Annotated in this window: 16 protein-coding genes and 1 pseudogene; 6 read left to right on the top strand and 11 right to left on the bottom strand. The window is 72.9% G+C overall.

Annotation, left to right across the window (positions count from 1 at the left end; all coding sequences use genetic code 11):
* Window positions 1-33: 33 nt before the first annotated feature.
* Window positions 34-1938 carry a DUF6311 domain-containing protein gene (locus EV376_RS27885; RefSeq protein ID WP_130328087.1) on the bottom strand — a complete coding sequence of 635 codons (1905 nt, stop codon included), beginning with the start codon at window positions 1936-1938 and terminating at the stop codon, window positions 34-36.
* A gap of 230 nt (window positions 1939-2168) precedes the next feature.
* On the opposite strand from EV376_RS27885, the gene EV376_RS27880 reads away from it, so the two are divergent.
* Complete coding sequence (locus tag EV376_RS27880; protein ID WP_130328085.1) at window positions 2169-3377, top strand: extracellular catalytic domain type 1 short-chain-length polyhydroxyalkanoate depolymerase; 1209 nt, start codon at window positions 2169-2171, stop codon at window positions 3375-3377.
* 86 nt (window positions 3378-3463) lie between these two features.
* Here the strand turns inward: EV376_RS27880 and EV376_RS27875 are convergent, their stop codons facing one another.
* On the bottom strand, window positions 3464-4363 hold the full coding sequence (locus EV376_RS27875) for a TIGR01777 family oxidoreductase (protein WP_130328083.1): 900 nt from the start codon (window positions 4361-4363) through the stop codon (window positions 3464-3466).
* A 46-nt stretch (window positions 4364-4409) separates the two neighbouring features.
* Window positions 4410-5417 carry an aldo/keto reductase gene (locus tag EV376_RS27870; protein ID WP_130328081.1) on the bottom strand — a complete coding sequence of 336 codons (1008 nt, stop codon included), beginning with the start codon at window positions 5415-5417 and terminating at the stop codon, window positions 4410-4412.
* A 54-nt stretch (window positions 5418-5471) separates the two neighbouring features.
* Between EV376_RS27870 and EV376_RS27865 the strand changes: the two genes are divergently transcribed.
* From EV376_RS27865 to EV376_RS27850, 3 genes and pseudogenes are all read left to right on the top strand, one after another.
* On the top strand, window positions 5472-5858 hold the full coding sequence (locus EV376_RS27865) for a MerR family transcriptional regulator (RefSeq protein ID WP_486482824.1): 387 nt from the start codon (window positions 5472-5474) through the stop codon (window positions 5856-5858).
* Window positions 5859-6362: 504 nt separating this feature from the next.
* Window positions 6363-7057: pseudogene (locus EV376_RS27855) on the top strand (DUF5753 domain-containing protein).
* Entirely contained in the window at window positions 7048-7239 is a 192-nt protein-coding gene (locus EV376_RS27850; RefSeq protein ID WP_130328077.1) for a DUF397 domain-containing protein, read from the top strand. The pseudogene EV376_RS27855 and the gene EV376_RS27850 overlap by 10 nt, the downstream one beginning before the upstream one ends.
* A gap of 312 nt (window positions 7240-7551) precedes the next feature.
* Here the strand turns inward: EV376_RS27850 and EV376_RS27845 are convergent, their stop codons facing one another.
* From EV376_RS27845 to lpdA, 6 genes are all read right to left on the bottom strand, one after another.
* On the bottom strand, window positions 7552-8505 hold the full coding sequence (locus tag EV376_RS27845) for a TIGR03621 family F420-dependent LLM class oxidoreductase (protein WP_130328075.1): 954 nt from the start codon (window positions 8503-8505) through the stop codon (window positions 7552-7554).
* 83 nt (window positions 8506-8588) lie between these two features.
* The gene (locus EV376_RS27840) at window positions 8589-9005 is read right to left on the bottom strand and encodes a type II toxin-antitoxin system VapC family toxin (RefSeq protein WP_130328073.1); all 417 of its coding nucleotides are present in this window, start codon (window positions 9003-9005) and stop codon (window positions 8589-8591) included.
* Complete coding sequence (locus tag EV376_RS27835; RefSeq protein ID WP_130328071.1) at window positions 8995-9264, bottom strand: type II toxin-antitoxin system prevent-host-death family antitoxin; 270 nt, start codon at window positions 9262-9264, stop codon at window positions 8995-8997. The genes EV376_RS27840 and EV376_RS27835 overlap by 11 nt, the downstream gene beginning before the upstream one ends.
* A gap of 49 nt (window positions 9265-9313) precedes the next feature.
* Entirely contained in the window at window positions 9314-10645 is a 1332-nt protein-coding gene (locus EV376_RS27830; protein WP_486482823.1) for a low temperature requirement protein A, read from the bottom strand.
* Window positions 10646-10752: 107 nt separating this feature from the next.
* Window positions 10753-12573, bottom strand: a complete 1821-nt coding sequence (sucB, locus tag EV376_RS27825; protein ID WP_130328067.1) for a 2-oxoglutarate dehydrogenase, E2 component, dihydrolipoamide succinyltransferase — start codon at window positions 12571-12573, stop codon at window positions 10753-10755.
* A 67-nt stretch (window positions 12574-12640) separates the two neighbouring features.
* Window positions 12641-14029, bottom strand: coding sequence for a dihydrolipoyl dehydrogenase (gene lpdA / locus EV376_RS27820; protein WP_130328065.1), 1389 nt, complete (start codon window positions 14027-14029; stop codon window positions 12641-12643).
* Window positions 14030-14210: 181 nt separating this feature from the next.
* On the opposite strand from lpdA, the gene EV376_RS27815 reads away from it, so the two are divergent.
* Window positions 14211-14540, top strand: a complete 330-nt coding sequence (locus EV376_RS27815) for a hypothetical protein (RefSeq protein WP_130328063.1) — start codon at window positions 14211-14213, stop codon at window positions 14538-14540.
* A 153-nt stretch (window positions 14541-14693) separates the two neighbouring features.
* Here the strand turns inward: EV376_RS27815 and EV376_RS27810 are convergent, their stop codons facing one another.
* The gene (locus EV376_RS27810; RefSeq protein ID WP_130328061.1) at window positions 14694-16265 is read right to left on the bottom strand and encodes a leucyl aminopeptidase; all 1572 of its coding nucleotides are present in this window, start codon (window positions 16263-16265) and stop codon (window positions 14694-14696) included.
* 160 nt (window positions 16266-16425) lie between these two features.
* On the opposite strand from EV376_RS27810, the gene gcvT reads away from it, so the two are divergent.
* On the top strand, window positions 16426-17556 hold the full coding sequence (gcvT, locus tag EV376_RS27805; RefSeq protein ID WP_130328059.1) for a glycine cleavage system aminomethyltransferase GcvT: 1131 nt from the start codon (window positions 16426-16428) through the stop codon (window positions 17554-17556).
* Window positions 17557-17597: 41 nt separating this feature from the next.
* Here gcvT and EV376_RS27800 read toward each other — a convergent pair whose 3' ends face one another.
* A complete protein-coding gene (locus tag EV376_RS27800) occupies window positions 17598-18893 on the bottom strand; it encodes a DUF2314 domain-containing protein (RefSeq protein ID WP_130328057.1) in 1296 nt (431 codons plus the stop codon).
* Between the last annotated feature and the right edge of the window lie 29 nt (window positions 18894-18922).

The following is an 18922-nucleotide window of genomic DNA, read 5'->3' as shown; positions in this document are numbered from 1 at the left end:
CCGGGCCGCGCCCCGCGTGGGACGGTTGGTGGGTCACTCCTGCGGGGTCCGCCAGACCCAGACGTCCTCGACGCGTTCCGGCTCGCCGAACAGCGCGGTGGCGGTGCGGCGGACCGCGTCCTCGTCGACGTCCCACTTCGCGCCGTGCACCCGGTCCGGGAGCACCACCGTCTCGATCCGCCAGTGGCGCAGGTCGGCCTGCACGTCCTTCCTGGTCCCCTCGGTGACGATCGGCACCGCGCCGAGCCGCGCGGCCTCGTCCATCAACGCGCTCAACGGCCGGGGCGGCGGGCCGATCCGGCCCCGGCCGTCCGGGCCGCCAGGCCCGAGGAAGAACCCGGACGGGATCGCGAACTCGCCCTGCCGGTGGGCGAGGGCGTACGCCTGCCAGCGCTGCCCGTCCGGGTAGACGTCGAGGGCCAGCGGCACGGGTGTCAGGACCCCGCCCGGCGACACGTACTCCCGCCAGGTGCCGGAGGTGAAGAACCGGGGAATCGGCTCCCGCTCGGTCGTCAGCAGCGGGGTCGGCACCAGCGGCACCAGCGCCACGGCGAACGCGGCCGCCCAGGCGACCCGGGCCGGCCGGGACCGGGGCGGACCGGCCCGCAGCGTGTCCACCGCGTACGCGAGCAGCACGCCGATCACCGGCGCCACGACCAGCGCCAGCCGGGCCGGCAGGGCGGCGTTCACCACCGGCAGGTGGCCCAGCAGGTCGAAGGGCAGCGGCAGGTCGAACCGGCGGCCGTCGACCTTGGCCTCCGGCCCGAACGACAGCACCGTGAAGACCACCGCCACCGCGCCGAGCGCCCAGAGGGTGGCCCGGCGCGGCGGCCCGCCCGGCGCCTCGGCCCCGTCGCGTGCCTCGGCCCCGTCGCGCGCCGCCGCTCCGGCCGGTGCCGGGCGTCGGGACGGATCCGCGGTGCGCCGCCACAGCAGCGCGAAGGCCGCCACGGCGAGCAGCAGCAGCGGAATCCCGAAGAACGAGTTCTCCTCGGTGGGATTCGGGGCGAGGCTGGTCCGCAGCCCGGCCTCGCCGGCGAGAGACCGCCGGGGGTACGCGGCGTACGAGACGACGTCCTCCGAGTGGATCACCGGGTCGAAGCCGGTGCCCTCGAAGCGCTGCGGACCGGCGAAGTGCAGCCACAGCGGGTACGCCAGCAGCACCGCGGCGACCAGGGCGGTCACCGCGAGCCCGCCGAGGAAGCCCGGCAGCGCCGCGCGTGCCTCGGCACGGCTGGCCGGGTGCAGCGCCCAGACGGCGACGAAGAGGGCGAGGGCGAGCGCGGTGAAGAAGAGCCCCTCGGCCGCGATGGAGAAGGCGACCGCGACCAGCACGCCGAGGATCACACCGTCGCGGAACCGGTGGCCGGGACGGCGCAGCGCGAACGCCCGCCAGATCAGCAGCGGCACCAGCCAACCGGCGGTCCAGTTCAGGTGGGCGTTGGCGTGCGAGACCAGGCCTGGGGAGAAACCGATGAACAGCCCGCCCAGCCCGGCGGCGAGCGGGCCGCGGCCGAACTGGCGGTTGAGCAGCCAGTACCAGGCGAACGCGGTGGCGGCGAGGTTGAGGGTGAGGATCACCAGGAACGTGGCCGGCGGCCCGATCAGGTACGTCAGCGGCGCGAAGACGGCGGCGTACACCGTGATCGAGGTGTTGACCGCGAGGTTCACCCCGTCCGGGACGTTGATCAGGTGGGTGAAGAGCGGGTCCTGGCCGTGGGTGAGGGCGTGCCCGCCGAACGCCAGCAGCCACTCGAACAGCGCCTGGTCGCTGGAGTTGACCGTGATCGCGCGGCCGTTCGGGTCGCGCCACAGCCCGCTCGTCACCCACACGGCCAGGGCGAGCGCGACGAGCGCCACGATCAGATCCGCCCGGCGGTCGCGGTGGACCCGGGACGGTGCGGCCGGCGCGGACGCCACGGACGGGGAGGTCGACACGCAGCGGACGTTACCAACCGGACCTGGACACGCCGGTCAGACCTGCAAGGAAGGGACCCTTCTTAACGCCTCGCGTCGCAGAGGCTCCCCCTCTTGACACCGCCCCGGCCGGCACACACGTCCATGACGGTGAATGTGTGACGCCGACCCATGTCACAGGTTCGACACTCGGGCGTAACGTCGCGGCAATTCGCGGGTGACCCAGTTCACATTCCCGTCAGGAGGCCCCCGTGCGCCGCAACCACTCCCTCCTCGCCCGGCTGGCCGGCGTCGCCGCCGGTCTCGTGCTGGCCGCCACCGCGGCCGTCGTCGCCGCCACCCCCGCCCAGGCCGCCAGCCTCCAGCAGGTCACCGGCTTCGGTTCCAACCCCGGCAACCTCGCCATGTACGCGTACCGCCCGGACAACCTGCCGGCGGGCGCGCCGGCCGTGGTGCTGCTGCACGGCTGCACCCAGAACGCGACCGGCTACTTCGCCAACTCCGGCTGGCAGAAGTACGCCGACCAGTGGCGGTTCGCGCTGATCGTGCCGGAGCAGCGGTCCGCCAACAACTCCAACACCTGCTTCAACTGGTTCGAGACCGGCGACACCGCGCGGGGCCAGGGCGAGGCGCTGTCCATCAAGCAGATGGTCGACCACGCCAAGGCCAACTACGGCGTCGCGACCAACCGGGTCTACGTCAGCGGCCTGTCGGCCGGCGGTGCGATGAGCGCGGTCATGCTGGCCGCGTACCCGGACGTCTTCGCCGGCGGGTCGGTCATCGCCGGCATCCCGTACCGCTGCGCCACCAGCACGATCAACGCGTTCTCCTGCATGAACCCGGGCGTGGACAAGACGCCCGCCCAGTGGGGCGACCTGGTGCGCGGCGCGTACTCCGGCTACTCCGGACCGCGCCCGAAGGTGGCCATCTGGCACGGCACCAGCGACTACACGGTGGCGGTGGCGAACGCCACCGAGTCCCGCGACCAGTGGACCAACGTCCTCGGCGTGAGCCAGACCCCGACCAGCACGTCCTCGCTGCCCGCCGGCACGAGCCTCGAGGTCTACGGCGCCGACCGGGTACGCGTGTACCGCGTCTCCGGCATGGGCCACGGCACGCCGGTCGACCCGGGCTCCGGGGCGGAGCAGTGCGGTACCGCGGGCGCGTACTTCCTGGACACCATCTGCTCGACCTACCGGGACGCGGTCTTCTTCGGCCTGAACGGCGGCACCCAGCCCAGCCCGACCGCCAGCCCGACCGCGTCGCCCTCGCCGACGCCGACGACCAGCCCGACGTGCGTCACCGCGAGCAACTACGCGCACGTCGCCGCCGGCCGCGCCTACCACTCGCTGGGGTACGCCTACGCGAACGGCTCCAACCAGCGGATGGGCCTCTACAACACCTTCTACACGAGCACGTTGAAGCAGACCGGCCCCAACTACTGGGTGATCGGCTGCTGACGCCGCCCCCGCCGGGTTGATCATGAAGTTGTTGCCGTCACCCCCGCGTGTCGCGGCAACAACTTCATGATCACCCGGTTGGGCGGTCACTCCTGCAGGGCGGCGTGCAGGGCGGAGCGCAGGTCGGGGTGGTGGTACGCGAAGCCGGCCTTGGTCAGCACGCCGGGCAGGACCCGGCTGCTGCTCAGCGCCTCGACCGAGAAGCCGCCCAGGACCACCTTCAGCGCCAGCGCCGGGATCGGCAGGAACGCCGGCCGGTGCAGCTGCCGGGCCAGTTCCCGGGTGAACTCCTTGTTCGTCACCGGCGCCGGACCCACCAGGTTGACCGGTCCGGCGATCTCGTCGGAGTCGAGCAGGAAGCGGGTGGCGCGCAGCCAGTCCGCCATCGAGATCCACGGCCACCACTGCCGCCCGCCGCCGAGCGGCCCGGAGATCCCGAGCCGCATCGGCAGCAACTGGGGCTTGAGCATCCCGCCGTCGCGATGCAGCGGCAGGCCGATCCGCATCCGGACCACGCGTACGCCGGCATCCTCGGCCGGACGCGTCGCCGCCTCCCACACCCGACACACGTCGGCGAGGAAGCCCTCGCCGGCCGGCGCGTCCTCCTCCACGGCCCGGTCACCGGTGTCCCCGTACCAGCCCACCGCCGAGGCGTTCAGCAGCACCCGGGGCCGGTCGGCGGCGGGCAGCCCGGCGATCGTGATCGCCAGCGTCGTGGTGGTGTCCACCCGGCTGGACCGGATGACCCCCCGGTACTCGTTGTTCCACCGGCGGTCGCCAACCCCGGCACCGGCCAGGTTGACCACCGCGTCGGCCCGCGCCACCACCGCCGGATCGAGCTGTGCGGCGGACGGGTTCCACTCCCGCTCGCCGGCGCCGCGCGGGGGGCGGCGGACCAGCCTGGTCACCTCGTGCCCGCCGGCGGTCAGCAGGTCGGCCAGCCGGGTGCCGAGGAAGCCGGACGCGCCGGCCATGAGGATCCGCATGCTCATATCTTCGGGTACGCACGCCGATCCGGATGCGTTGAGCGGATCACACCCCGGATTCGGCCGGCGCCGGACGCAGGTCGGCGAGGAGGCGCTCCACCTCGGCGTACGCGTCGGCGGGGAGCGGACCGCGGGCCAGCGTGCCGATGTTCTCCTCGGCCTGGGCGACGGTCCGACAACCCGGGATCGGGACCGTCCGCGGGCTGCGGGCCAGCAGCCAGCCCAGCGCGCCCTGCGCCAGGGTACGGCCGTCGGCGGTGAGTGCCGCCCGGACCTGCGCCACCCGCTCCGCCCACTGTGGGGTGGGCCGCCCGTCGGTGAACCAGGCCAGCCACTCCGGCGCCCGCCCGCGTACGTCGTCCGCGCCGACCACCCGGGTCGAGCCGGTGAGCAGGCCCATCGCCAGCGGTCCACGGTTGACGCTGGCGAGGTCGAGGCGGTCGCAGACCGCGAGCATCGCGGCGTTGTCCGCCAGCACCGACTGGTCGTGCTGGACGGCCGCGCAGTGCGGGCCGGCCGTCGCGAACGCCGCCGCCGACTCCGGGTTGTCGGTGCTCCAGCCGTACGCCCGGATCTTGCCCTGGGTGACCAGGCCCTCCAGGGTGTCGACCAGGTCGAGCGCGGCGGACACCGGCAGCTCGTTGATGTGCAGTTGGTACAGGTCGACGTGGTCGGTGCCGAGCCGGCGCAGCGACTCCTCCAGGCTCGCCACCGCGTAACCGGGGCTGTGGTCGGTGCCGGTCCACCGGCGGGTCGCCTCGTCCGACCGGTTGCCGAACTTGGTGGCGATCACCGCCCGGTCGCGGCGGCCGGCCAGCGCCCGGCCGAGGATCCGTTCGCTGTGTCCGGCACCGTAGTTGCTGGCCGTGTCGAAGAGCGTCGCGCCGAGGTCGAGCGCGGCGTGGATGGTGCGCACCGACTCGTCGTCGTCGACCTCGCCCCAGCCGAACGGCTGCCCGCCGTCGCCCCACAGTGGACCGCCGATCGCCCAGCAGCCCATGCCGATCGCGCCCACCTCGATACCGCTGCGGCCCAGTGTCCGTGTCATCGTCATGTGGACAGCTTTCAACCTGGAGCGCACTCCAGGTCAAGAGGTACGGTGCCGGACATGTACGCACCCTCCGAGGCGGCCCGCCGCAGCGGCTTCAGCCTGGACACGCTGCGCTACTACGAGAAGATCGGCCTGCTCAGCGTCGGTCGCACGGCCGGCGGCCGGCGCGTCTTCACCGACGACGACCTGGGCTGGCTGGAGCTGTTCCGGTGCCTGCGGGACACCGGGATGCCGATCGCGGAGATGTGCCGGTACGCCGAACTGGCCCGCGCGGGCGAGCACACGGTCGGCGAGCGGCAGGCTCTGCTGGAGCGCCACGCCGAGCGGGTCGAGGAGCAGATGCGCCTGCTCCAGCGCCAGTACGACCACCTCCGCGGGAAGATCCGCTACTACGAGCGGATCGCTGAGGTCGAATCAACACCGACGCCTAGCGCCAGCTCTTGACCGTTTGGTCGACCGCCTCGACCAGCCGCTGCCAGCTGTCCAGACGGGTCACCGGACCGGTTCGGTCCAGCCGGTTCAACAGCTGTCGGCGGTGGTCATCGAACCGGTTCTTGACCCGTTCGCGTCGGCGTCCGCTCTCCTCCGAGGCCGCGAGGCTGCACTCCGTGAGCCGCTGCGGGACGCAACCCCGCGCGCCGATCCAGCTCGTACCCCTCGAACCAGAACCAGCCGGCGTAGGGATGCCGGTCGGTCAGCTCCCGGATCACGCGGACGGTAAGCGGGCGGATGAACTGAGGCGACGCCGCGCGGGTCAGGAGGACGACATCTCCGGCGCGCAGGGGACCGGCGTTCACCAGCGGCCGCCGTTCGCGCGGAACTGCTGCCCCGGGGTCAGCGTCCCCGCGCGGCCGGGTTGGACGGTCGGGATCGGTCGGGTCGGCGCGAACAGGGCGGCCGGCAGGTTCGCGTCCCGGACGGGCGGAAAGCCTCGCAGCTCAGACCGGCGTGGATCCGAAGACGGCAGCACGTTGGATCTCGCCAGGACGTGTGCCGCAACCGCGTCGGCGTGCGCAAGTGGCCGTGATCCTTGGGCGGGACATCAGTGACCTATGGCCCGATGTCCTGAAGCGACGTGAACCGCAGTGGCTGCGTGAATGGGTGGACTGGGAACGGGAGACGGTCGCGCTGCGCTGGTTCGAGCACACATGGATACCCGGGCTGCTTCAGACCGAGGCGTATGCACGGGCGACGCTCGCCGGGGAGGCACTCACTTCGGCCGAGGTTGACGAACTGGTCGCTTCTCGTATCGAGCGCCAGGCCATCCTGCGGCGGGAGCGTCCACCCCTGCTGACTGCCGTCATCTTCGAAGGTGTGCTCTACCAGTCGGCGTACGGCGACCGGGCCCTGATGCGTGAGCAGACTGAGCACCTTGCACAGTGCGCGGCTCTGCCGGCGGTTCAGGTGCACATCGTGCCGAAGGACGTTGGCATGTACCCGGGACTCGGTGGGGGTTCATCCTCGCCGAGCTACCAGACGGCGAGCATGTCGCGCACGTCGACAGCCAGGCCCCCGCGCAGATCCTCAAGCAGCCGGCGGACGTTGCTACGCTGAGTCGTAGGTGGGAACGCATCAGGGGCGAAGCCCTCTCCCGGACGCAATCGTTGGACCTGATCAGGGAAGCGGCAGCATCATGGACATGACCGGTGCGCGGTGGCGCAAGAGCACGAAGAGCGGCAACAACGGTGGCTCGTGCGTCGAGGTCGCCGACAATATCCCTGGCGTGGTCGGCATTCGGGACTCGAAGGACCCGGCCGGCCCGGCGCTGGTCTTCACGCCGGCCGCCTGGCGCGCGTTCGTCACCCGTATCGCCGAGCACGGCTGACAGACCGCAGACACACGAAAGCGCTCGCCCTGAGGTTGGGGCGAGCGCTTTCGTGTGCGGACGACGCTTGGGTCACCCCGCCAGAAGGCGTCTCAGAGGCGGTCGATCCTGCTCTTCAACTCACCAGTGACTACGTAGGAGCGGCCGACCGTGTAACGACATCTGGGCGATATTCCTGTCAGTCATGAATATGCCGCTCAGGCATACTGCTCGTCGGCGACATCACCTCCGCCGTGCGACACGCCAGGGCGACGGCGCGGTGCTCGGATGATGGCGAGCGGGTCCCGGCGGGGCGCCTCGACCGGCACGTCATCATCGGTTCGCCGGTGAGGGCGGCGTGGCTGAGGGGCTGGCGGCGATGCGGGACAGCACCGGGGCGAGCGGGTCGAGCGCGTCGCGGCGTACCACGAAGCGGGTGACGCCCCAGCGGCGCCGGTGCCCGGCGACCGCCGCCACGATCTCGTCCTCGGTGCCGATGAGCACGAACGGGGTGGCCAGCAGCTCCTGCACGGTCAGACCGACCTCGGCGGCCGTGGGTGCGGCGGCGGCCTCCGCGTCGTCGGTGACCGCGACCCGCTGCACCAGCGCCTCCAGCTCCGGTGGCGTGGCACGGCCCGCCGCGCCGGCCGCGACCTGGGCCAGTTGCGTCTCGATGTCGGCCTCCCGCCAGCGCACCGCGTGCGCGTAGCCGTCCGGCAGGGTACGGCCGAGCCCGGCGAGCCCCACCACGTCGGCGTGCGCGCCGGCCCAGCGCAGCAGGCGCGAGTTGGCGGTGCCGATGGTGAGCGGGATCCGGGCCCGCACCGGCCGGGGCTTCGCCAGCCGGGCCGACCGCACGACCAGGTCGGGGGTGTCGACGTCGACCTGCTCGCCGTCGAGCAGCGCGCGCACCGCCTCGGCGACCGCCACGCAGCGGCGGACCCGACCGGCGACGTCGGGGCGTTCGCGGCCCACGGCACGCCACTCGGCCGGCGTGTGCCCGGCGCCGAGCCCGAGCCGGGCCCGCCCGCCGGAGACCAGGTCGAGCGTCGCCACGTCACCGGCGAGCAGGGCCGGCTCGCGGACGCCCGCGTTCGACACGTACGACCCGAGCCCGAGCGTGGTGGTGACCGGCGTCGCGGCGGCCAGCGCGACGAACGGCGACGCCACCGCACCGGGATGGTCGGCTGCGAGCAGGGCGTCGTAGCCGGCCGCCTCCGCCCGTCGGGCGAGCGCGAGCCAGTCGGCGGCATCGGTGGGGGAGGCCTGCAGGCTGAACGTGGTCACCGGACCACCCTGCCCGGCCGGGCGTGCGTCCGGCGAGCCTCGGCGGCCCGGTTCTGCCAACGGCAGACGCCGCCCCCTGCCGGTCAGGGGCGCCGGACCGCCTGGACGGTCACGAGATCGTCCAAGCCGACGAAGTCCGCCGGGTTGGTCGTGTAGAGGGGCAGTCCATTGGCGTACGCGATCGAGGCGATCATCAGATCGGCCAGGCGCCGCCGGGTGGTCCGCCCGGCAGCCAGGACAGCGCTAGTGATCATGCCGAAGGCGCGTGCCGCCTCGGCGTCGAAGGGTAGTGGTTCGAAGGTGGCCTCGGCGTGCTGGAGGAGGCTCATCCGGCGCGCTCGCTCGGTGCGGTCGTCGGCGTGGTGGGGGCCGGCGGACAGTTCAGCGAGGGTGACTGCCGAAATGACCAGCTCGTCGGGCAACTCATCAGGGTCAAGAGCACTAAGGAGGATCACGATGTTGGTGTCGATGAGGCCGCGACTCGCCGCGTCACCACTCACGGCTGAACGGGTCCTGGTCGGCGGCCGAGTCGATGTCCTCGCGGAACCGGTCGGTGTCGAGAACCGGTGCGGCGGCGAACGCCGCCATGACCTCTGCTCGCGGGACGAAGGTGCGCCGGCGGAGGGGGATGAGCTTGCCGATGGGTGTGCCGTTACGGGTGATCAGGTACGACTCGCCCTGCTCGACCCCGCGCATGATGGCACCCGAGTCGTTGCGCAGTTCGCGTTGGGTGATTTCTCGATGAGCACGCTCGGCCATGGCTTGATGCTAGTCCAAGGTGCTACAAGGTGCTACGACCTGAACGGGGTTACGTCGACGGCTCGTCGGGGGCGGGTTCGTGCCAGCGGGCCCGCCAGGCGGCCTCGTGCGCCTCGTGCGTGGTGCGCTCCTCCAGCACGGTGGAGTTCAGCGCGTCCCGGGCCTCGGTGAAGAGCACCACCTCGACCGCGACCAGACCGACGCAGATCGCGGTCAGCAGGGTGAGCGCCGCGAGCCCGGGCAGGCGGGAGGCGATCGGGATGCTCGCCGCGAGCGTCAGCACCGCCCCGACCCGGGTCCACGACAACGTGTGCAGCGTCCGGAGCTGGAACAGCATGTTCGACAGCAGGTAGCAGATGACCCCGCCGAAGAGCAGCGGCACGCCCAGGTCGTGGGCCGGCTCCATGACCGAGCTCAGCGGGTCGGCGATCTCGTGCACGATCTCCTCGGCGCCCAACGCGAACAGGATGATGCCGGCGATCATCGGCAGGTAGAGGTACGCGTACGCGTCGCGGGCCATCGCCACCCGGGGGCCGTCCTTGGCAGCGTGCAGGGCGATCCGGGCGGCCGGGCCGATCATGTCGTAGTGGGCCCACCAGAGAGCGGCGGTGAAGACGATGCCGAGCACGGCCGCCGCGACGGCGGGCCAGGTCGGCGGCTGGCCGAGCAGGTTGCTGCCCACGCCGACGGAGATGACCGACTCGCCCAGCGCGATGATCAGGATGAGGTCGTAGCGCTCCGTCCAGTGCTCGGCCGACGTGACGCCCCAGCCCCAGGTGCCGACGAGGATGCCGGTCGCGTACTGGAGGATCACCACGGTCAGCCACAGCCCGTCCCGGGTCAGCATGGCCGCGCCCGAATCCTCGATCACCGACGGCACCATGGCGGCGGCGATCAGCAGCGCGGTGCTGAACACCACCTCCGGGGCGAAGCGGTACAGCTGCCGCCGTTCGTCCGGGCTGTCGCGCGTGACGTGCCAGAAGAGCAGGAAGTGCACGACCCGGATCACGATGTAGCTGAGCGCGACCACCACCGGCCCGGCGGCGCCCTCCCGGGGATCGCCGAACGCCTGGGGGAGGGCGAGCGCGAAGCAGAACAGCGCGGCCATCCCGATCACCATCAGCACCGGCACGAAGCCCACGCCGAGCCGTACGCGGGTGGCGACCACGCTGTGGATCACCCAGGCCCACCAGAGCACGGCCAGCACGAGCATGGCGTGCAGCAGCGTCTGGGCGGTGATGTGGGCCGCCGTGGCCCGGGTGATGATGAAGAAGGAGAAGACGAAGACCAGGTCGAAGAAGACCTCGAACCGGTCCACCCGGGCGCCGGGGGCGATCGCCATGGCGGGCCCCAGCCGCCCGCGTAAGCCCTTCCCGCCCACCCGACCACTGTCCCAGCGCCCGGCGGCGCGCGGGCCGGAATCGGTTCAGCCGGCAACGACGGAGGGCTCCCCGGTGATCCGGGGAGCCTCCGTCGGCGGACCGGGTGTTACAGGCCGAGCTCGGCCTCGAAGTTGCCGGCCTCCAGCCGCTCCTTGACCGCGACCAGGAAGCGGGCGGCGTCGGCGCCGTCGATCAGCCGGTGGTCGTACGACATGGCCAGGTAGACCATGTGGCGGACCGCGACGACCTCGCCCAGATCCGGGTCGTTCACCACGACCGGACGCTTGACCACGGCACCCGTGCCGAGCATCGCCGACTGCGGCGACGGGATGATCGGGGTGTCGAAGAGCGCGCCCCGGCTGCCCGTGTTGGTCAGCGTGAAGGTCGCGCCGGCGATCTCGTCCGGGCTGATCTTGTTGGTCCGGGTGCGCTCGGCCAGGTCGGCGACCCGCTTGGCGATGCCGCCCAGGTTGAGGTCACCGGCGTTGTGGATGACCGGCACCAGGAGGCCGCGCTCGGTGTCCACGGCGATGCCGAGGTTCTCCGCGTCCGGGTAGGTGATCGTCCCGGCCGCCAGATCCATCCGGGCGTTGACGATCGGGTACGTCTGCAGCGCCTCGATCGCGGCCAGGGCGAAGAACGGCAGGTAGGACAGCTTCACGCCGTGCCGCTGCTGGAAGGACTCCTTCGCCTGCGCCCGCAGCTTGGCGATCTTGGTGACGTCCACCTCGACCACCGTGGTGAGCTGCGCCATCTCGTGCAGCGACTCGTGCATCCGCTTGGCGATGGCCGCGCGGATCCGGGGCAGCTTCTCGGTGGTGCCGCGCTTGGCGCTCGGCGTCGGCTTGGCGGCCGGCTTCGCCGGAGCGGTCGGGGCGGCGGCGGGCTGCGCGGCCGGCGCCGGCGCGGCCTTGGCCGCCCGGGCCTGCTCCGCCGCCGCCAGCACGTCCTGCTTGCGGATCCGGCCACCCACCCCGGTGCCGTTGACCGTGGACAGGTCCACGCCGTGCTCACCGGCGAGCTTGCGGACCAGCGGGGTCACGTACCCGGCGGCCTCCTCCGCGCCCGGCGTCGACGGCCGCTGCTGCGGCGCGGGGGACGGCGGGGTGGCCGCCTGCTCGGCCTTGGCCGGCTCGGCGGCGACCTCGGCCTCGGCGGCCGGTTCGTTGTACGACACGCCCGGGGTCGGCTCGGTGACCTGCGGCTCGGGCTTCGGCTCCGGCTTGGGCGCCGGGGCCGCCGCCTTGGGCTCGGGCTTCGGCTCCGGCTTCGGCTCCGGCTTCGCCTCGGCCGGGGCGGCACCGGCCGCGCCGACGATCGCCAGCGTCGCGCCGACCTCCGCCGTCTCGTCCTCGGCGACGGTGATCTCCAGGACCGTTCCGGCCACCGGCGACGGGATCTCGGTGTCCACCTTGTCGGTGGAGACCTCCAGCAGCGGCTCGTCCACCTCGACGGTGTCGCCGACCTGCTTGAGCCAGCGGGTGACCGTACCCTCGGTGACGCTCTCGCCGAGGGCCGGCATCTTCACCGGGGTGCCCTCGCCCGACGGCGCCGGGGCGGCCTGCGACTGGGCCGGCTCCTCGACGGCCGGCTGCTCCGCCTCGGCCTGCGGCTCCGCGGCGGCCTCGGCCGCCTGCTCGGCCGGCGCGGCCTCCTGCTGCTGCGGCGCGGCCTCGCCACCGCCACCGCCCTCACCGTCGATCACGGCCAGCTCGCTGCCGACCTCGGCGGTCTCGTCCTCGCCGACCACGATCCGGGTCAGCACGCCGGCCGCGGGGGACGGGATCTCGGTGTCCACCTTGTCGGTCGACACCTCGAGCAGCGGCTCGTCGACCTCGACGGTGTCGCCCTCCTGCTTGAGCCAGCGCGTGACGGTGCCCTCGGTGACGCTCTCGCCGAGGCGGGGCATGGTGACCGATACCGGCATGTTCTCCAGACTCCTTCGGTTCCCCTGGTGGGATCGTCGCCCGTCGCCGGACGCCGCGGTTGTCGTGTCAGGCGTGCGCGTGCAGCGGCTTGCCGGCCAGGGCCAGGTGCGCCTCGCCCAGTGCCTCGTTCTGCGTCGGGTGGGCGTGCACGAGCTGCGCCACCTCGGCCGGGTACGCCTCCCAGTTGTAGATGAGCTGGGCCTCGCCGATCAGCTCGCCGACCCGGGCGCCCACCATGTGCACGCCGACGACCGGCCCGTCCTCGACCCGCACCAGCTTCACGAAGCCGGCGGTCTTGAGGATCTGGCTCTTGCCGTTGCCGCCCAGGTTGTAGTTGTACGACTTGACCTTGTCGGCGCCGTACTGCTCCTTCGCCTTCGCCTCGGTCAGGCCGACCGACGCCAGCTCCGGGTCCGAGTAGGTGACCCGGGGGATGCCGGCCTCGTCGATGACCGCCGGGTTCAGGCCGGCGATCTCCTCGGCGACGAAGATGCCCTGCTGGAAGCCGCGGTGCGCGAGCTGGAGGCCGGGCACGATGTCGCCGACGGCGTAGACGTTCGGCACGCTGGTGCGCAGCCGCTCGTCCGCCAGCACGTAGCCCCGGTCCATCTTCACGCCCTGCTCCTCGTACCCGAGGTTGGCGGTGTTGGGCCCGCGGCCGACCGCGACCAGGAGCAGCTCCGCCTCGACCGTCTCGCCGCCGGCGATGGTCACCTTGACGCCGTTGCCGGTCTTCTCGACCTTCTCGAAGGGCTTGCCGACCTTGAAGTTGATCTTCCGCTTGCGGAAGGCCCGCTCCAGCGCCTTCGACGACTCCTCGTCCTCGGTGGCGACCAGCCGCGGCAGCGCCTCGATGATCGTGACGTCCACCCCGAACGACTTCCAGACGCTGGCGAACTCGACGCCGATCACACCGCCGCCGAGCACGATCGCCGACGACGGGACCCGGTCGAGCACCAGGGCGTGGTCGCTGGTGATGATCCGCTCACCGTCGACGTCCAGGCCGGGCAGGGTCTTCGCGTACGAGCCGGAGGCCAGGACGACGTTGCGGCCGGTGTAGCGCTTGCCGTCGACCTCGACGGTGTTCGGCGCGACCAGCTTGCCGGCCCCGGCCACGAAGGTGATGTTCTTCGCGCCGCCGACCAGACCCTGCAGGCCCTTGTACAGCCGGGCGACCACGCCGTCCTTGTACGAGTTGACCGCCGCCATGTCGATGCCGACCAGCTCGGCCTTGACACCGAACTGCTCCGACTCGCGGGTCTGGTCGGCGATCTCGGCCGCGTGCAGCAGCGCCTTGGTGGGGATGCAGCCGTTGTGCAGGCAGGTGCCGCCGAGCTTGCCCTTCTCGACCAGCGCGACGGAGAGATCCAGCTGGGCGGCGCGCAGCGCCGCCGCGTAGCCGCCGCTGCCACCTCCGAGGATGACGATGTCGAAGGTCTCGTTCGGCTCGCTCACGTCCAACTCCCAGGTCGCGTCGCTGCATTCGGGGGGTCACGGCGGGGTATTGCGGACACACCCCACCTCGGTCATCTTGTCACCACTGCGCCCAGTGCGCGTAACGAGGTGCCCAACGACACGTCCGTGACACGTACCCTTGGCACGGGCTTCGATGACGAGGGTTTGGGGGAGACGGCCGGTGGGACTGTTCCGACGACGGAAGAAGGCGCGTCCGGTGAGCCTGGACCGCGCGGCCGACCGTGCCGATCTGGAGCACCTCGAGAACTTCGTCCGCACCCGACGCGGCGTCGAGGCGTACATCGAGCCGCGGACGACCGTCACCGAGACCACGGTCATGCTGATCGCCGGCGACGGTGAGTGGACCCGCCGCCGGATCGACGGCCCGGACGGCGCGCGGCGCTTCGCGTTCCGGCTGGGCATTCCGGTGTACGACGTGCGCCTGATGGGCTACCCGCAGCGGATGCGCGACTACAACGAGCGCCGCAAGCGCCGCCCCGAGCTGTTCTGACCCGCCCGACGTCGCCCCGGCGGCGACAACGTCGGGGAACCTGCCGCCTCCACGGGCGGTGCGGCGACAACTTCCCCGAAGCTGCGCGGATCATGAACCGCGCGGAGACGCGAGGGGGCGGCCCCGGACGGGCCGCCCCCGCTCGCGTTCGACTCAGCCGTTGGCGGCGACGTCCTCGATCAGGTGCAGCAGGGTGCGGACCGGGACGCCGGTGCCGCCCTTGGTCCAGTAGCCGGTCGCCTCGCCGGAGTGGTAGCTGGGGCCGGCGATGTCGATGTGTGCCCAGGCGACCTCGGCGGTGACGAACTCGCGCAGGAACGTGCCGCCCTGGAGCATGTGGCCCGCCCGGTCCATGCCGGCGTTCACCTGGGAGATGTCCGCGACGTCGGAGTCCATGCCCTTGCGCACGTCGTCCGGCAGCGGCATCGGCCAGGCCGGCTCGCCGACCGCGTCGCCGGCGTCGCGCACCCGCTCGCACAGCTCCGGCGTGCCCATCACGCCGGCCACCCGCTTGCCCAGCGAGACGACCTGGCCGCCGGTCAGGGTGGAGGTCTCGAGGAGGTAGTCGCAGCCGTCGGCGCAGGCGCGGGCGATCGCGTCGGCGAGGATCATCCGCCCCTCGGCGTCGGTGTTGAGCACCTCGACGCGCTTGCCGTCGAACATCGTGATCACGTCACCGGGCCGGTACGACGTGCCGGACGGCATGTTCTCGGCCATCGGCACGTACGCGGTCACCGACACGTCGGGCTTGAGCGCGGCGACCGCGAGCATGGCGGAGGCGACCGCGGCGGCGCCGGCCATGTCGGACTTCATCTCCCACATGCCCTGGGCCGGCTTGATCGAGATGCCGCCGGTGTCGAAGGTGATGCCCTTGCCGACCAGCGCCACCCGCTTGCCGGCGCCGCCGCCGGCCGGGGTGTAGCTGATCCGCACCAGCCGCGGCGGGGCCTCCGAGCCCTGACCGACCGCGACGATGCCGCCGTAGCCGCCCTCGCGCAGGGCGGTCTCGTCCAGCACCTCCACCTCGAGGCCGGCCTCGCGGGCGGCGGCGGCCACGGCGTCGGCGAAGGCCGGCGGGCGCAGGTCGTTCGGGGCGGTGTTCACCCAGTCGCGGGTGCGGCGCACCGCGTCGGTCACCGTCCGCGCCCGGGCGACCTCGGCGGTGGCCACCGCGTCGCCCGCGTCCGGCACCGCCACCAGCACCTCGGCGACCGGCTCCCGCCGGGCCGGCTGCGGGCGGGTCTTGTAGCCGGCGAACCGGTAGCCGCCGAGCAGGGCGCCCTCGGCCACCGCGCGCAGCGCCGCCGGCGCGTCGGCGTCGTCCGGCAGCGGCAGGGCCAGCGCGACCCGGGCGGCGCCCGCCAGGGCCCGCACGGCCGCGCCCGCCGCCCGGCGCAGCGTCTCGGGGGCGGGAGCCGCGCCGCTCGGCTCCGGACCGAGCCCGACGGCGGCGATCACCGGAGCGGTCACCGTGCCGAGCGTGGCGAGCTTGATCACCTCGCCGGGGCCGCCGGTCGCGCCGAGCAGCGCCAGCGTCTCGGTCAGCTTTCCGTCGAACGCCGCGGCGATGCTCTCGGCGCCGCTGGCCAGCAGCAGGGCGGCGGCGGGGCCGCCGGCGGCCGCCTGCTCACCGGTCTGGCTGTGCACGCCGATGACGATCGCGTCGACGGCGAGCTCGGCGGGGTCGGTGTCGACGAGGCTGAGGTTGGTGCTGGGCGATGTCACTGAAGCTACTCCGGGCGGGCCGGGCCGGTCGCGTCGTCGCGTACCGGCGATGAAGGTCTCCGGCGGACCGTACCCGCCGGAGGTCAGGGCTGTCCCGCCGACAGCACCGGCGGTCCCGCCGATGCTAACCAGCGCCCCCAGCACCGGTAAGTTCCCACCCATGACCGACGTGACCTCCGGCCCCGCCGAGACCCGGCTGCGCCGTTCCCCGCTGCACGACCGGCACGCCGCCGCCGGCGCCAAGTTCGCCCCGTTCGGCGGGTGGGAGATGCCCCTGGAGTACGCCGGCGGCGGGGTGCTGAAGGAGCACACCGCGGTCCGCACCTCGGTCGGCGTCTTCGACGTGTCCCACCTCGGCAAGGCCCGGGTGACCGGCCCCGGCGCGGCGGACTTCGTCAACGCCTGCCTGAGCAACGACCTGGACCGGATCGGCCCCGGGCGGGCCCAGTACACGCTCTGCTGTGACGACGCCACCGGTGGCGTGGTGGACGACATCATCGCCTACCGGTACGCCGACGACCACATCTTCCTCGTCCCGAACGCCGCGAACACCGCCGAGGTGGTCCGCCGGCTGCGCGCCGCCGCGCCGTCGTCGGTCACGGTCACCGACGAGCACGAGGCGTACGCCGTCCTCGCCGTGCAGGGTCCCCGTTCGGCGGAGCTGCTCGGCGAGCTGGGCCTGGGCACCGGGCACGACTACATGAGCTTCTCGGAGGGCTCGGTCGCCGGGGCCGGCCTGACCGTCTGCCGCACCGGCTACACCGGGGAGCTGGGGTACGAGCTGGTGGTGCCGGCGGGGGAGGCGGTCGCCGTGTGGGACGCGCTCTTCGCCGCCGGTGCGGCGTACGAGCTGCGGGCCTGCGGCCTGGCCGCCCGGGACACGCTGCGCACCGAGATGGGTTACCCGCTGCACGGGCAGGACCTGTCACCGGACATCACCCCGGTGCAGGCCCGCTCGGGCTGGGCGGTCGGCTGGGACAAGCCGGCGTTCTGGGGGCGTGCCGCACTGCTCGCGGAGAAGGCCGCCGGCCCCCGGCGTACGCTGCGCGGCCTGGTGGCCGTCGACCGCGCCATTCCCCGTCCCGGCATGGCCGTCTACTCGGATGACGAGCGGGTCGGCACCGTCACCAGCGGCACCTTCAGCCCGACGCTGAAGCAGGGCATCGCCCTGGCCCTGGTCGACACCGCCCCCGGCCTGGCCGACGGCACGGAGGTCGCGGTCGACATCCGCGGCCGCCGCGCCGGCATGCGCCTGACCCGCCCCCCGTTCGTCAAGCCCTCGGTCCGCTGACCCTGGTTGATCACGAAGCTGCGGCGCTCCGCACCGCCGGGTCAGAGCGGTGGGGCGGGGCGCTCGCCGGCGTCCAGGACGGCCTGGGTCCAACCGCCCTCGATGACGCCGGTGCCGTCCAGCACCGCCCAGTCGACGACGTCGGTCGCCTCGACCACCACCGGGGAACCGATGCGGACGGTCGGGTCGGAGTTCGCGTCGCTGGCGCTGGCGCCCTCGATCCGCTCCGGGACGTCCCACGACGTGACGCCGGCCCAGACGTACTCGGGGCCGTCGTCGCCGGACAGCCCGTACTTCACCACCAGCTGCGTCTCCGGCGGCAGCTGGCCGGCGAGGAACCGGGCGCGGATGTCGCCCAGCGAGGCGCGGGCGGTGGCGACCGCGCGGCTCATCGCGTCGCCCGAGCGGGCGTACCGCACGTCCGGCTGGATGCCGCTGAACAGCGTCGCGCACGCGGCGGCGTAGTAGCGGCCGTCCGACCCCGGGTAGCCGGCCGGCGGGCGCAGGCTGAGGAACGAGTCGGCCTCCGGGTCGGTCGCCGGGTCCAGCTCCAGCCGCAGCAACACCGGCGCGGTCGCCCCGTGCTGCTCCGGATTGCCGTAGGCCACCGCGATGTCGTGCCCGGTGACCGTCGCCAGCACCGGCAGCTGCACGAACGCGGGCACCTCCTCGCCGGCCAGGCCGTCGGTCCAGTCCCGCAGCAGTCGCCGCGCCGCGCCGGTCAGCACCGCGCCCCAGGCCCGGGTCAGGTGGTCCGGCACGCCCTGCGTCTGCAGCTCCAGCAGCCCGAAGCGGCGCAGCCCTTTGGTGGTGAACCACAGCCCGTCGGCGTCGGACGAGTAGGGCACCAGCACCCAGTCGACCAGCCGGATCCGCCCCTCGGCGTCGGGCAGCGAGCGCAGCGCGGTCGCCGGGTCGAGGAACTGGAGTCCGAAGACGTCCACCACGTCACCGCCGACCGTGTCGGCGACCGCCGCGGCCACCGCCCGGGCCGCCCACTCGTGCGCCGGCGGCCACCCGGGCCGGTACTCGGCCTGTACCACCACCAGATGGGTCGCCGCCGCCAACCGGGCCAGCTGCGCCTCGGTCGCGCCGAACGCGGTGAGCAGATCCGGCGGCAGCTCCGGGAACTCGTGGATCGGCCGGGTGTCCACGCTCATCAAGGGGCTGTCCAGCATCTGCCGGGCGAGCCCGTGCACCGAACCGGCGAGCCGCCCGGTGAGCCGCTCCACCGCGGTCTTCGTGCTCACCACCGGCAGCCCGGCCATCGGCACCAGGTAGGTCGCGCTCAACGACTCCGGGACCGGTACGGGCAGGAAGTCGTCCGTGATGAGCATGGGGTTCCCCCGGGGTGGCCGTGCCGGTG

This window comes from Micromonospora sp. CNZ295 (assembly GCF_004217535.1).
The sequence above is the reverse complement of the archived record's forward strand: the minus strand, read 5'-3'. Positions and strand labels throughout refer to the sequence as shown.

What these genes read in the sequence shown, in the direction of transcription:
- EV376_RS27870 (WP_130328081.1), bottom strand. Translation starts at nt 5,417, where the DNA reads ATGACGATGACACGGACACTGGGCCGCAGCGGTATCGAGGTGGGCGCG.
- EV376_RS27865 (WP_486482824.1), top strand. Translation starts at nt 5,472, where the DNA reads ATGTACGCACCCTCCGAGGCGGCCCGCCGCAGCGGCTTCAGCCTGGAC.
- EV376_RS27850 (WP_130328077.1), top strand. Translation starts at nt 7,048, where the DNA reads ATGGACATGACCGGTGCGCGGTGGCGCAAGAGCACGAAGAGCGGCAAC.
- EV376_RS27835 (WP_130328071.1), bottom strand. Translation starts at nt 9,264, where the DNA reads ATGGCCGAGCGTGCTCATCGAGAAATCACCCAACGCGAACTGCGCAAC.
- gcvT (WP_130328059.1), top strand. Translation starts at nt 16,426, where the DNA reads ATGACCGACGTGACCTCCGGCCCCGCCGAGACCCGGCTGCGCCGTTCC.
- sucB (WP_130328067.1), bottom strand. Translation starts at nt 12,573, where the DNA reads ATGCCGGTATCGGTCACCATGCCCCGCCTCGGCGAGAGCGTCACCGAG.
- EV376_RS27875 (WP_130328083.1), bottom strand. Translation starts at nt 4,363, where the DNA reads ATGCGGATCCTCATGGCCGGCGCGTCCGGCTTCCTCGGCACCCGGCTG.
- EV376_RS27800 (WP_130328057.1), bottom strand. Translation starts at nt 18,893, where the DNA reads ATGCTCATCACGGACGACTTCCTGCCCGTACCGGTCCCGGAGTCGTTG.